The 13953-nt window shown below is 43.1% G+C and carries 13 protein-coding genes; 10 read left to right on the forward strand and 3 right to left on the reverse strand.

All coding sequences use genetic code 11. The features are described 5' to 3' along the window. The first annotated feature begins 28 nt into the window (after nucleotides 1-28). From KHS38_RS07565 to KHS38_RS07575, 3 genes are all read left to right on the forward strand, one after another. Nucleotides 29-1159, forward strand: coding sequence for an FAD-dependent oxidoreductase (locus KHS38_RS07565; protein WP_213487883.1), 1131 nt, complete (start codon nucleotides 29-31; stop codon nucleotides 1157-1159). A 107-nt stretch (nucleotides 1160-1266) separates the two neighbouring features. Further along, entirely contained in the window at nucleotides 1267-2385 is a 1119-nt protein-coding gene (locus KHS38_RS07570) for an FAD-dependent monooxygenase (RefSeq protein ID WP_213487884.1), read from the forward strand. Nucleotides 2386-2854: 469 nt separating this feature from the next. Next, nucleotides 2855-3181, forward strand: a complete 327-nt coding sequence (locus KHS38_RS07575) for an Imm32 family immunity protein (RefSeq protein WP_213487885.1) — start codon at nucleotides 2855-2857, stop codon at nucleotides 3179-3181. A gap of 156 nt (nucleotides 3182-3337) precedes the next feature. Here the strand turns inward: KHS38_RS07575 and KHS38_RS07580 are convergent, their stop codons facing one another. Together KHS38_RS07580 and KHS38_RS07585 are read right to left on the reverse strand one after the other, a co-directional pair. Next, the gene (locus KHS38_RS07580) at nucleotides 3338-4381 is read right to left on the reverse strand and encodes a fatty acid desaturase (protein ID WP_213487886.1); all 1044 of its coding nucleotides are present in this window, start codon (nucleotides 4379-4381) and stop codon (nucleotides 3338-3340) included. A 79-nt stretch (nucleotides 4382-4460) separates the two neighbouring features. Next, on the reverse strand, nucleotides 4461-4784 hold the full coding sequence (locus KHS38_RS07585) for a hypothetical protein (protein WP_213487887.1): 324 nt from the start codon (nucleotides 4782-4784) through the stop codon (nucleotides 4461-4463). A gap of 407 nt (nucleotides 4785-5191) precedes the next feature. Here KHS38_RS07585 and KHS38_RS07590 point away from each other — a divergent pair, with 407 nt between their 5' ends. From KHS38_RS07590 to KHS38_RS07610, 5 genes are all read left to right on the forward strand, one after another. Continuing rightward, a complete protein-coding gene (locus KHS38_RS07590; protein ID WP_213487888.1) occupies nucleotides 5192-5383 on the forward strand; it encodes a cold-shock protein in 192 nt (63 codons plus the stop codon). A 302-nt stretch (nucleotides 5384-5685) separates the two neighbouring features. Continuing rightward, nucleotides 5686-6267 (forward strand): chemotaxis protein CheB, encoded by a 582-nt coding sequence (locus KHS38_RS07595; protein WP_213487889.1) that lies wholly within the window; start codon nucleotides 5686-5688, stop codon nucleotides 6265-6267. Between the two features lie 76 nt (nucleotides 6268-6343). Next, nucleotides 6344-7699, forward strand: coding sequence for a glutamine synthetase family protein (locus KHS38_RS07600; RefSeq protein WP_213487890.1), 1356 nt, complete (start codon nucleotides 6344-6346; stop codon nucleotides 7697-7699). 30 nt (nucleotides 7700-7729) lie between these two features. After that, nucleotides 7730-8779 carry a hypothetical protein gene (locus KHS38_RS07605; protein WP_213487891.1) on the forward strand — a complete coding sequence of 350 codons (1050 nt, stop codon included), beginning with the start codon at nucleotides 7730-7732 and terminating at the stop codon, nucleotides 8777-8779. 34 nt (nucleotides 8780-8813) lie between these two features. Next, entirely contained in the window at nucleotides 8814-9665 is an 852-nt protein-coding gene (locus KHS38_RS07610; RefSeq protein WP_213487892.1) for a TIGR01459 family HAD-type hydrolase, read from the forward strand. Between the two features lie 15 nt (nucleotides 9666-9680). On the opposite strand, the gene KHS38_RS07615 is transcribed toward KHS38_RS07610, so the two are convergent. Continuing rightward, nucleotides 9681-10238, reverse strand: a complete 558-nt coding sequence (locus KHS38_RS07615; RefSeq protein WP_213487893.1) for a hypothetical protein — start codon at nucleotides 10236-10238, stop codon at nucleotides 9681-9683. Nucleotides 10239-10499: 261 nt separating this feature from the next. Between KHS38_RS07615 and KHS38_RS22450 the strand changes: the two genes are divergently transcribed. Together KHS38_RS22450 and KHS38_RS07625 are read left to right on the forward strand one after the other, a co-directional pair. Continuing rightward, complete coding sequence (locus tag KHS38_RS22450; protein WP_213487894.1) at nucleotides 10500-11240, forward strand: phosphatase PAP2 family protein; 741 nt, start codon at nucleotides 10500-10502, stop codon at nucleotides 11238-11240. 67 nt (nucleotides 11241-11307) lie between these two features. After that, on the forward strand, nucleotides 11308-13908 hold the full coding sequence (locus tag KHS38_RS07625; protein WP_213487895.1) for an MGH1-like glycoside hydrolase domain-containing protein: 2601 nt from the start codon (nucleotides 11308-11310) through the stop codon (nucleotides 13906-13908). Nucleotides 13909-13953 lie beyond the last annotated feature (45 nt).

Consider the following 13953-nt stretch of genomic DNA (forward strand, 5'->3'; position numbering starts at 1 on the left):
GCATGGTATAATTAAACCATGCAAAACCATGTTACTTGTTAATAAAAAAGTTGCCATTATTGGTGCCGGGCCAGTTGGCCTTACCATAGCCAGATTGCTGCAACAGGAAGGCGCTACAGTTACCGTTTTTGAAAGAGATAAAGATTCGCAGGCAAGAATTTGGGGCGGCACGCTCGATCTGCACAAAAGTTCCGGACAGGAGGCTTTGAAAAAGGCCGGACTGCTGGAGAAATATTATGCCATGGCCATGCCGATGGGAATAACCATGGCTGATGAACAAGGCCGGGTTTTGTTCACTAAAAAGCCTACTCCCGAAAACCAATATGATAACCCGGAAATAAACAGAAACGAATTAAGAACTTTACTGCTTAACAGCTTAACGCCCAATACTGTTATTTGGAACAGCAAACTAACGGGCCTCAAAAAACACAACGAAAAATGGCTGCTGAGCTTTGAAAACCAACCAGATGCAAAAGCAGACTTTGTGATTGGCGCAAATGGCGGAATGTCAAAAGTAAGAAGCTACGTAACGGACACGGAGGTTGAAGATACCGGAACAGTAATTATACAGGGAGATGTGCCTCAACCTGAAATAAATTGCCCTGAGTTTTATGCACTGTGCAACGGTAACAGATTGATGACCGCACATCAGGGAAATTTGCTGGTTGCAAATCCTTACAATAACGGCGTGCTCACCTACGGTGTAATTTTTAAAAAGCCTGAAGAATGGGCTATCGAAAACAGCGTAGACTTTCGACATGCAGACAGCATCCGTATGTTTCTTTCCGGCAGGCTTTCTGCCTGGGATGATCGATATCAACAACTAATGCAGGCAACTGTTGCTTTTTGGGGCTTGCCTACAAGAAAGCTCCCTTTAAATAAACCCTGGAAGAGTGACCGCCCTTTGCCCATAACACTTATTGGCGACGCCGCACACCTGATGCCGCCCTTTGCCGGCCAGGGTGTAAATACCGGCCTGGTGGATGCCATGATTTTATCCGACAATCTTACCAACAAAAAGTTCGGAAGCATTGAAGCGGCCATTAGCGATTATGAACAACAAATGTTTGTGTACGCAGCAGCAGCACAACTCGAATCCAGCAAGAACGAGATTGAGATGCGCCAACCCGACTTTTCTTTTCAGAGATTGATTTTTTAATCATCCTTAAGCCATGCGTTTGTCGTGTTTGTACAAGCAATACGATGCTGCATTCCAGACATTTGTTCTCAGTCGTTTCATCATCATGAAATAAAAAACGTTTAAAAATGGATTTACTTACAGAAAAAAGAATACTCATTTCTGGTGCAAGTTTTGCCGGACTTTCAACCGCTTACTGGATGAATAAATTAGGTTATAAAGTAACCGTTGTTGAAATTGCTAATGGCCTTAAAATGGGCGGCACACCAGTTAACATCCGTGACAATACGGTAGGCATTGTTAAGCGCATGGGCATCTTTGAACAAATCAAAGCCAATAGGCTAAACCTGGAGCTATGGGAGTTTAAAAACGCTGATGATATTACAGAGGGCACAATGGTGCTGAAACAAGAGGGCGAGCCACATCCCGACGAAGAATCAGAAATTGAGCGGAATTTATTATTGAACATGTTATTTGATACTGTAAAAGATGACGTCGAATTTATTTTTGGCGAAAGTATAACAGCGCTTAACGAAACTGAAAATGATATACAGGTAACTTTTAAAAACGGATCACAAAAGTCATTCGAGCTGGTATTTGGCTGTGATGGCATCCATTCGGCAGTGAGAAAGATTTGGTTTGGCCACGAGGATAAATACATTCATTTTTTAGAGCAATACTTTTCAATCACCATTGTAAACAAGTTGCTGATCAGACAAAACACCGCACAAATGTACAACGTACCCAACAAGGCGGTAATGCTTAATGCCTATAACAATAAAACCGATATAATTTTTTGCTTCCGGACAGAAGAAGAAATTCCTTACAACTACCGTGACGAGGAGCAGCAACGCAATATCATCCTTGAAAAATTTACAGGAGAAAGCTGGAGAACGGCAGAGTTACTGGAAGAGTTAAAGCGTTCAAAAACATTTTATTTTGACAAGCTCTGCCAGATAAAAATGCCGTCATGGACCAAAGGCAGGGTGGCGCTGGTGGGCGATGCCGGTTATTGTGCTTCGCCAGCGGCAGGGATGGGTGGCTCACTGGCTATAGACGGAGCCGCCGCCTTGGCCGATGCCATGCAAAAGCATAATGGAAATTATAAAGCAGCGTTTCAGGAGTACAATACCACCTTTCGTCCGTTTATAGAAGAGGTTCAGGCAAACGCTGTGAACTTTGGTTTAGAGTCTTTGGTTCCAAGAACGGAAGAAGTAATTCGCAAACGAAACAAGGAAGGCTTTTAGCATCTTTTCATCAGGTTGGGGTTCGTAATTCGTTAAACTGCCAAACGAAAGGTGTGGCACGTGAGTGCATTACTACTACTGTTTTAAGCAGTAATTGCTAGTTTTTCATGATTAAAGATTTAAGTAATAGGTATTACTGGATTAGAGCGGTGTATTTATAAGTATAGTGCCGCTTAGTGGAGCATCATCCCGAGATAAGGCTGCGCTATAGCTATTAGCAAAGAATAAGCAAAGTGGTGACACGACTGTGTCGGTGTCTGAATTTTAGAGAATATCCAAATGGCTAAATGGAAATTTATTAATGTTACCAGATGAGTTTTAAATTGCCTTACCGGAGTTACACTTCAGACCAACCAAAAGTTAAACATCTAAAGCTTTTCATTTAAAATACTTTCTATATTAACAGTGCGAATAACCCCAAGAATGTAGGTCTGTAAACCACAAAAAAACGTAATTACACTACTAACTAATGGAAGAATATAAATTAGAATTAATAGGACATTTAGATATTTTCGTTGCTAATAAGGAAGACGAATGTGATGGTGAAACAGAAAAGTGGCAGGATGTATTGATACACGGCGACCCCGAAGGGCTAAAATCTTTTGCCAGACTTTTAATGAAAATAGCTGATATAAATCAAGACAGCATAGAAATGCTTCCGGTTGGAGCCAGAGAGCATATACATTTACAGCCAGATTTGGATATAAGTAAAAGCTCGGTAAATGTGATTGTAGGTAGAATTGATGCAAAGGGGACAGGTGCTTTTTATGATCGATACGTATCAAAATCTAAGTAAAAACACAGTATTAAGTGTACTGCGCTATGTGAAAGGAACAAGTATTCCATCACGCAAAAATGTTTGAAGTAACAGTACCCCCGCCTTAAAAGAGCAAAACGCATTTCTTTTCAGGAAAGGCGTTTTGCTCTTTTAATATCAACGTGTTGTTTAAACTTACCTCTCCACAACAGGAACAAGTTTAACTTCAGGGCGATAATACTGGTCATAAAACTGCTGTTTCGAATCTTTATACCGGGTTATAGCACCCAGCTTGTTCATCAGCTTAATATAATACCAAGCCATATCTACCTGGTAAGGTTTAAATCCGCTACGTGCGCTTTTAGGAAACAGGTGATGGTTATTATGCCATTCGCCAGCAACTATACCCGGCCACAACTGGTTTACCGATTTATCTTTTTTATTGAAATCAATGCCCTCGCGTTGTTTTTCTTTCCCTTTGGCATGGCCCTCGTAATTAAAAGTACGTACGCCAACAGCCCAAAAACCGGCAGCGCCAAATAAGGTACAAGCCAGTGCATGGCCGCCCATCAGGTAAAAAGCCAAGTACCAAAAGCCCCAGCTCAACACCCACGATAATACAGACCGGCCTGGGTTTGCATAAGATCCCCAGCGCAGGTATTGTGCATAAGTATTTGCTTTAATGCCGGTGTGTTTCATTAATGATTTTACCCGGCCGTAATCAGCCTCACTCAAATCCTTAGCTATAGGCTGGTGGTTTACGTCGGCCAAAAAGCAGTATAAAAAGCCGGCTTGCGCATTATAAGGATCACCGGGCTGATCCGACTTAGCGTGATGCACGTGATGCGAGATCACATAAATTTCTTCGGGAATTACGTTTACTGTTAAATTCTGGGTAAAAAAGCGCCAAAAATTGTTGCGAAACTTATAGGCCCCATGTGTGCAGTACCGGTGGTGCCATATGGTACCATGCGTTCCCATAATAATCATACTGTACAGAAATGCGGCAAGCAACATCCACAGGCTCATGAACTTAAACAGGAACAACAAAAAGAAAGGCATAAAACATAGTACCTTAAGCCAGCTGAAAAAGGGCAGCCAGTTTTTACCTGTTGCAAAGATATTGAGCCGTGAAAAAAATTCTTTAAAAATCTGCCCGGTGGTAGGCTTACTCAAATTGCCCTGTGCGTCTTTCCATCCATAAGCCGGGGGTTGTAAAACATGGTCTAAAAATGCCATTGGTTATATTTTTTATTTGATTTTTTGCGGAGCGGAAATAAGGAGAAGCTTATGTGATGTTTGCATGCAAAGGCGTTGTTTAACGTCGTTGATGCTTAGCATTGTAAGCAACAATGTACTTGAACCCATAGTTTAAAACAGTCTGGCTGTTCAATAACTGCTCTTCCTGATTCAGCGGTTGGTTTAATTTTGATTTTACTGATTGAAACACTTGCAGTAAATTTTCAGCATAGGGTTTCAAAACAACAGCAGGTTTATAATCTCTTTGAATACGGTGCCTATCCTCTTCAGTTACAATATCAAGCTCCCAGTTATCTTCGGGCTTAAAGCCGTTTTCATTAGCTGCATTCATCAAATCAAACAAGTACAAGCGGGTTTCATTTTCAATGGTTTGTTCTTTCATGTTATTGGGATTTGTACAGCACTGGTGTGGTAGTTATATGCTGTAAGTAATGCTTTTTGTAAAAAGCATTATGTTAGACGAGTACAAGATTGGAAATGCAGTGTTGTTATTCATTGCTGTTAGCTTGCTTAAATATCACCGATCAGCTAACTGGCAACGTCTAAGGGATTGTTTTTTGTAACTCACTAAAGATACATATTATTTACTGACATTTCCCTGACATATTAATATTTAATGGCTTTGCTGTTATTTAATAAATTTACGCCCAGCCTTGTATCTTTATTGTATAAGTTAAAACTCCTGTAACTTATATTTATTGCCCTTTCGAAATAAAATTCAATTTATTTCACCGAAAGTAAAAATATACCGATTATTAAGCCTACCTTGCCGACTTAGTAAATAATATAATGCAAAAAGAAGGAACAGTAAAGTTTTTCAACACCGAAAAAGGTTTTGGATTCATTTCACAGAGTGACAACACAGACGTATTTGTACACTCAACTGGCCTCATCGACGAAATTCGTGAAAACGACAGAGTAAGTTTCGATGTGGAACAAGGCCGTAAAGGTCTTAATGCGGTAAATGTTAAAGTAATTTAAATATCACTATATCACATAATCGTAAACACCTGCCTCAATTAGGCAGGTGTTTTTTGTTTATATAGGTTTCAATATAGTAGGATCAAGGCTTTTTTCTTTATAAGTTGGAGCATAATAAGAAGAAGCTAATAGTAACTCCAAAAGTTATAATTTAAGTAACTAAATTTGGTAAAACCTTTCCCACAGCCTCGTAAAGGCAGTTATTTCAACTTCCTAAAAATCAACCTATAGTTAATTAAGTTATTTTTATTGTAAACCATTTTGCAGGTTAAGCATTATCAATGTTAACATCAGATGCTGAAATGGAATATAATTTTACTGTCGTAGCAATAGGATCATCCGCCGGCGGCTTGTCGCCCTTAAAAGAAATCATTTCGCGGATACCCAAAGGTACCAATGCCGCTATCGTGATTGTATCACATCTCTCAACGCAATACAAAAGCCGTTTACACGATTTGCTTGCCAAGGTAAGTGAACTGGAAGTAGTTAAAGCCGTAGACCAGACACGGCTTGAACCCGGAAAAATATTTGTTATGCCCGAAGGTAAAATGATGACGGTAGCTAATGGCAACCTCGTATTGCGCGACAGGCTCCCTTCGGAGAAGATAAACAAGGCTATTGATATCTTTTTCAAATCGTTGGCTACGGATGTTAAGGATAAGTGTATAGGCATCATCCTATCCGGCGCAGGTTATGATGGGCTTGAAGGCGCAAAGCAAATCGAAGCAAATCAAGGCATTATTATAGCACAAGATCCTGATACGGCACAGTTCCCTTTAATGCCCAGTTCATTGATTGCCAATAATGATCCTAACTTTGTACTAACCCCCGAAGCTATTGTTAGTAATATATTAGACAAGATACAGACATTAAACACCGATTAAGCAAGAGTTTCAATTGGCAATTTGCTGTCCGTTTACCTAACTTGCCGTCTTTTCAGGAAACTTAAAAGGCCGGGTTATGGATCAACAGCAAATTTTGGATTACTTAACGCAAAACAACATCCATCACGTCAAATTTGCTTTTGCAGATATTGACGGCATACTGCGTGGTAAAGTAATCCATATTCAAAAGTTTATTGCCGGTTTGGAACAGGGCTTCGGCTTTTGTGACGTGGTTTTTGGCTGGGACAGTAATGACCAGGCGTATGATAATGTAAACATTACCGGCTGGCACACCGGCTACCCCGACCGCCCCAGCCGCATTGACCTGGCTACCTTCCGTACCATACCGTGGCAAAACAATATTCCTTTTTTTATAGCCGATTTTAGCGGCCCAGGTAACGAGGATGTTCCCTGCCCCCGTACCCTGCTTAAACGCATAACGCAGCAGTGTACGGATATGGGTTACCATCCGGAGTTTGCACAGGAATTTGAATGGTTCAATTTCAGCGAAACGCCTAAAACGCTGGCACAAAAATCATACATCAACCCCGAGCCATTAACGCCCGGCATGTATGGCTATTCTCTGCTGCGCTCATCACAACAAAGCGATTTTTACTATGCCTTGGTAAACCAACTGGAGCAGTTTAACATTCCAATTGAAGGCCTGCATACTGAAACCGGCCCGGGCGTGTACGAGGCTGCTATTATTCATGACCACGTATTGGCCGCGGCCGATAAAGCTGTGCTTTTCAAAAATGCGGTAAAAGAAATTGCTTCACAGCACGGCATTATGGCTTCATTTATGGCCAAGTGGAATGAAAGCCTGCCGGGATGCAGCGGCCATGTACATCAAAGCCTTTTTAGTACAAACCAATCCACCAATCTTTTTTATAACGAGGCAGACCCGCTGCACATGAGCGATTTAATGAAGCATTATGTGGCCGGTCAGCTTTACTGCATGCCGCATATATTACCCATGTATGCCCCTACCATAAACAGTTATAAGCGTTTGGTAGAAGGTGCCTGGGCGCCTACTACGCTTACCTGGGGTGTAGATAACCGCACTACGGCACTGCGTGTACTAAGTTCGTCACCAAACTCAGCCCGGTTAGAAACCCGCATACCAGGTGCTGATAGTAACCCTTATCTGGCTATGGCTACCGCATTGGCTTCGGGCTTGTATGGCATTAAAAATAAGCTAACTTTACCATCCCAGCCTGTTCAGGGCAACGGTTATCTTGATAAAAGCAACGGCACTTTGGCGGCAAACCTGCTGGAGGCTGCTATGGACATGCAAAATTCGCCCATCGCTAAAGAGCTGTTTGGCGAAAGCTTTACCCGGCATTTTACCCAAACCCGCATCTGGGAATGGCAGCAGTTTAGCAAGCAGGTAACCGACTGGGAACTGAGAAGATATTTTGAAATTATTTAACCGCAACCAATAGGTTAAATCAAACCAATTATGGACCAAGAATTAAGTTCGCTTATTATTCGTAAAGCCTGGGAGGGCTACGATGCCTCCAAGGTGATACGGCGCATTGACGATATCAGCGCCAATGTGTCTACCAATTTCGTTTTCCGCATTACGTTTGAAGATGACGATATCATCATCGCTAAACTATCCAACTTTGGCAAGCACGAGTATTTTAAGGAAGATCATCGTATTATTCACAGCTTATCCAACAACTTACTATACCCGTACGAAAACTTTTTAGCTAAATCGCTCCTCAAAAACAACCGGGTTTATATATACCGCTACCGCCAGGGTAAAGCCGATGCCTGGGTAGTATTTTATAATCCAACCCGCATACAGGAACGGCTGCCCCGCCGGTTGGATGAGCATCATATCCGCAAAATGGCGCAACAGATGGCCAAGTTTCACAAAGCCTGTTCAAGGGCCAGCAAAGTGTTGCCCAAGTCGTCAAAAACCATGCGTACGGATATCAACATATTACTGGAACAATTACAGGAAGACGAAAGCCAGTTTGGTACCCGCAGCCAGGCCGACCTGATTAAATATCATTGCAGCCAGTTTGTAAAAAACCGCCTGCAATATAACCGCCCCGAGTTTGAAAATATACCGGTATTTATTGACTGGAACATTGGCAACTTTTCGGTAACTGATAAGTTGGAATTGTACTCGCGCTGGGATTATGACTGGTTTAGGATGAGTACCCGCATGCTCGATTTTTACTTCTTCAGCCGGGTGGTATCTGATGCCGGTGATCGTACGGTGTTCAGCTACCTGATTACAACCATGATGGAAGACCGCTTTATTTTATTTTTGCAGGAATACCACAAAATAAACCCGCTGACCGTAAATGAGCTACGCTTTTTAAAAGAGGCTTACCGATTTTTTATTCTCAATTATGTAATTAAAGACGGTAAGCACTTTTTTCATGAACATTATGCAGCCAAATTACAACAGGAAGCATATGACATTTACCTGCCCTCTGTTGACCGGGATTTTAACTCCGACGTATTGATTAAAGCCCTTGATTTAAAAAATTAAAACACATTTTATACAGCACTGCCTTTAATACATAATGATAGCAACTACCGATTTCAAAAGCGTAATTGACCAATACCAGGTTATCTTTTTTGACTCATTTGGCGTAATTAAGAACTACAAAGGACTGGTACCCGGCATTGAAAACACCTTTGCCTACCTGGAAGAGCAGCAGAAAGATTATTACATTGTTACCAATGATGCATCCCGCAGTCCGTTGCAATTGGCACATTCGTTCAACAAATTGGGATTGGATCATATTACGCCCGATAAAGTAATATCATCGGGCATGCTGGCCAAAGAGTATCTTGATTTGAAAGTAAACGACGGCATAGTGGCTTTCCTGGGTACGCCTGATTCTGCCCATTACCTGGACAGTTCGGGCCTGCATGTGTTGCCTTTGAGCGCTATCAACGATGATAATATAAGCCAAGTAAATGCCCTGGTGTTTATGGACGACGAAGGCTTCGATTGGTTTCAGGATTTGAACAAGGCCGTTAACCTGCTGCGCAAACGCAGTATCCCGGCCATTGTAGCCAACGCCGATGATGCCTATCCTATCAGCAAACAGGATGTATCAATTGCCATTGGCGCACTGGCAGGCATGATTGAACGTATCACCGGCAAAAAGTTTATCCGCTTTGGTAAACCCGATTCGCAGATGTTCACTTTTGCTTATGAACTGGTACGCCAAAGCCGCAGCAGTGTAAACAAAAAAGACATTTTGATGGTGGGCGACACCCTGCATACCGACATTTTGGGCGGCAATAAATTTGGCCTGGATACCGTGCTGGTATTTACCGGCAACACATTGCACCATGATGCCGAAACGCACATTAATGCTACCGGTATACTACCAACGCATATATGTGAAAGCGCCGTGGTTTAATGCATCTCTATAGCATTAAAGCGACATAATAACATGCAGCACCTCGTCAAATGCACGATATATTTTCCGCAAAGTTTCGGGATCAATAATTCCGTAATTAATGCTTAATTCAAGTGTAGGCAGTTCGGTATCCGTACCTTCCAACTGGCGGTTATGGATACCCATATCAAAGTCATCGAGTGAGGCAAATACGGCACGTACTTCGGCATCTTCAAAAACACGTCGCACCAAGGTCTCATCGCTGGCCTTTATAATAACATGCCCGTCCAGATCGTCATAGCCGGTTTTTACATCCTCCATGCCAAAAAACTTACCTATCTCATCAATAAAATCAACATCATGTACGCCGAACCTGAAATCGTGCGCTATACCTACAGGTGCCTTGAGCTCAGTTATCTCATAGCCTCCCTCAAAACCTCCACCTGGATCAATATCAATTGTTAAAATTACTTGCCGGCCAGATTGATTGATCAACACCTCATAATTTAAAACATCATCATCAGCTAAATCGGCTTCTATAACCGGCCATATTTCCTGTTCTGTAGTTCCGGTAACAGTCTTTATATTTTTCATAAGCATCGGTTTACCATCACAACATTTGTTTCGGGCATTATGTTCATAACAGATAAAAATGCATGAGCATTAAATATTTAACATTCACCAAAACATATTTAGCAATTAAAATATTCATAGCAAATACAGATACCTATAACTTCACAGCAAGTTAACACAGCGTGTCTATAAACCATTGTTGTTATACTAAACTGTTATACTTTAATGAAGATAACTTTTACCTGCTTAATATTTATCCTGATAGCGTTCAATTGCCTCACTGTGAGCGCCCAAGTTACTGATAGCGCCCGGCTGGATTCTACGGAACACATACTGGAAGTGCCGGATACCGTAAAGCATCTGGAAAGCAAGTTTGTATCCTTTATTCCACCAGCTGTATTTATCGGCTATGGTTTTTCATCGTTCCTGATTAAACCTATCAGGCGGGTTGATTATAGTGTATATAACGATATGCAGAAAGATCATCCCAATTTTTCAAGCAAGTTTGATAATTATTTCCAGTTTGTACCTGTAGTTACGGTTTATGCACTCAACCTTGCCGGGGTAGCAGGCAAAAACAGGTTTATTGACCGTACTGTACTTTATGCTATGTCTGAGGCGATACGTTCAGGTTCGGTAAGCGTACTAAAAAAGGCCACCCATCGCACCCGGCCCGATCCTTATAACCGCCAGTCATTCCCATCGGGCCATAGCAGTACGGCATTTGCCGCAGCTGAGTTTATGGCGCAGGAGTATGGCGAACTTTCGCCGTGGTATGGTATATATGCCTATACTTTTGCAACAGCCACCGCTATATTACGTGTTTACAATAACGACCACTGGTTTAGCGACATTATTGCCGGTGCAGGCTTTGGTATCCTATCAACCAAGGCGGCTTACCTTATTTACCCGCTGTTCCGCAATAAGTTGTTTCATGATAACAAAGACAGCAATAAGAGCACTTTGCTTATTCCAACCTATCATGATGGCATGGCAGGCTTCTCATTTGTAAAAACATTTTAAAAATCCGTAAAAGCAAACTACAGCTTTAAAATAATCCCTTACTTTAACATCCGCTTATCATTTACTTATGGATGTTGAACAAATACGCCTGCAACAGCACTATGCCGGGCAGGCCAACTGGCTAAAGTGGGGACCCTATTTATCTGAACGCCAATGGGGTACTGTACGCGAAGATTACAGTAGTAACGGCGATGCCTGGAACTATCTGCCTCATGATATGGCCCGCAGCAAAGCTTACCGCTGGGGTGAAGAAGGTATAGCTGGCTTTAGCGACGACAAACAACTACTTTGCGTAAGCCTGGCTTTATGGAACGGCCGCGACCCCATTCTGAAAGAACGCCTTTTTGGCCTTACCAATAACGAAGGTAACCACGGTGAGGATGTGAAAGAACTTTACTATTACCTGGATAGCACACCTACGCACAGCTACTGCAAAATGCTGTACAAATATCCGCAGCAAGCCTTTCCATATAGCTGGCTGGTTGATGAAAATAAACGCCGCGGCAAGCTTGATCCTGAATTTGAACTGATTGATACTGGCTTGTTTGACCACGACGCCTATTTTGACGTATTCACCGAATATACCAAGCAGGGCGAAGAGGATATCCTGATCAGGCACACGGTTTATAACCGGGGCAATGCCGAAGCTGATATACATGTATTACCCCATATATGGTTTCGCAACACCTGGCTCAAAGAAGGTGTAAAGCCCCAATTGTTTTATCATGGTAATAATTGCGTACGCCTGCACTCGGCGGAATTAGGCGATTACTATGCTTACGCTGAAACTGGCGCTCAGCCCTTATTTACCGAGAACGAAACCAATACGCAGCGGCTTTACAATGTACCTAATGCCACGCCCTATGTGAAGGACAGCATCAACAACTATGTTGTTCATAATCAACCCACTGGCATTAACCCTAACAACCAAGGTACTAAAATGGCCTTTTGGTATAAGTTTACTGTACCTGCCAAAGGCAAAGTAGTTATCCGCTTAAGGCTAAGCCGCCAAAAGCAGGAAGCTGCCTTTGAAGGGTTTGACGCAATAATAGACCAGCGCCAGGCCGAGGCTGATGCATTTTATACTGAAAAGCAAAAACAGGTAACCAACCATGATGAAAAGCTGGTACAACGGCAAGCCTGGGCCGGCCTGTTATGGAGCAAGCAGTACTATAACTACAATTTAAAGCAATGGCAGGATGGCGACGCGGGTAACCCGCCACCGCCACCCAACAGGCGCAATTCGCGCAACCGCCATTGGATCCATTTTGTGGCCGAAGACATCTTATCAATGCCCGACAAATGGGAATACCCCTGGTTTGCCGCCTGGGACCTGGCCTTTCACTGTATTGCCTTTGCGCCTGTTGATGCCGAGTTTGCCAAAAAGCAGTTGCGCCTGCTGGTGGGAGCCAACTACATACACCCTAACGGACAGCTGCCTGCCTATGAGTGGGATTTTAGCGATGTAAATCCGCCCGTACACGCGCTGGCAGCCTGGCGGGTGTATAAAACAGACCGTGCCGCAACAGGTAAAAGCGACACGCTGTTTTTGGAGGAGATCTTTCAGAAATTACTGCTCAATTTTACCTGGTGGGTAAACCGTAAGGATAGTGAAGGGAATAACATTTTTGAAGGCGGCTTTTTAGGTTTGGACAACATCGGCATTTTTAACCGCAGTGCCCCGGTACCTGGCGGTGGTTTGCTGGAACAAGCCGACGGCACCAGCTGGATGGCCATGTACGCACTCAACATGATGCGCATAGCCATGGAACTGAGCCTTACCAACCCGGCTTATGAAAGTATGGCCATTAAATTTGCCGAGCACTTTTTATACATTGCAGGCTCACTGGCCAGCCTGGGTAATAATTCCGGCTTGTGGGACGACGAAGATGGTTTTTATTATGACCTGCTTCGTAGAAGTGATGGCAGCAGTGATCGGCTGCGCCTGCGTACCATGGTAGGGCTGGTGCCCATGTTTGCCACCATCGTATTTGATGAAGCCAAGTGGGAAAGTTTGCCCGGCCTCATTGAGCGGCTTGATTGGTTTATGCGCCAACGCCCTGACCTGGTTGCATTGGTAAGCCGCTGGAAAGACACCCAGGGCGACCAGCAACACTTGTTTTCGCTGCTGCGTGGACACCGCATGAAACTGTTGCTACGCCGAATGCTGGATGCTGCCGAGTTTTTATCTGATTATGGTATCCGGTCGGTATCTAAAGTGTACGAGGCAAAGCTGTATGAGTACGAGTTGAACGGCGAGGATTACTCCGTTAAATACCTGCCTGCCGAAAGCGACTCGAGCATGTTTGGCGGCAATAGTAACTGGCGCGGCCCTATATGGATGCCAATGAACTACCTGCTTATTGAATCGCTTTACCGCTTTCATGAATATTATACTGATGATTTTAAGGTGGAGTACCCAACAGGCTCGGGGCAATACAGTACGCTGGCTGATATTGCCGGGGCGTTAAGCGGCCGGTTAAAAAACATATTTCTGCGCAACCAACAGGGCGAGCGCCCGGTATTTGGCGGCCATCCCAAGCTGAACCATGATGAGCATTTCAAAGATTATATTCTGTTTTATGAATACTTTCATGGCGATACGGGTAAAGGCCTCGGTGCAAGCCATCAAACCGGCTGGACGGCCCTGATTGCCGTTATGAAATAAAAATTTAACTGTGCAGCAAACCAATAGCGTATTGGGTGTTTAATT

This window comes from Mucilaginibacter sp. Bleaf8 (assembly GCF_018390515.1).
Classification (GTDB): domain Bacteria; phylum Bacteroidota; class Bacteroidia; order Sphingobacteriales; family Sphingobacteriaceae; genus Mucilaginibacter.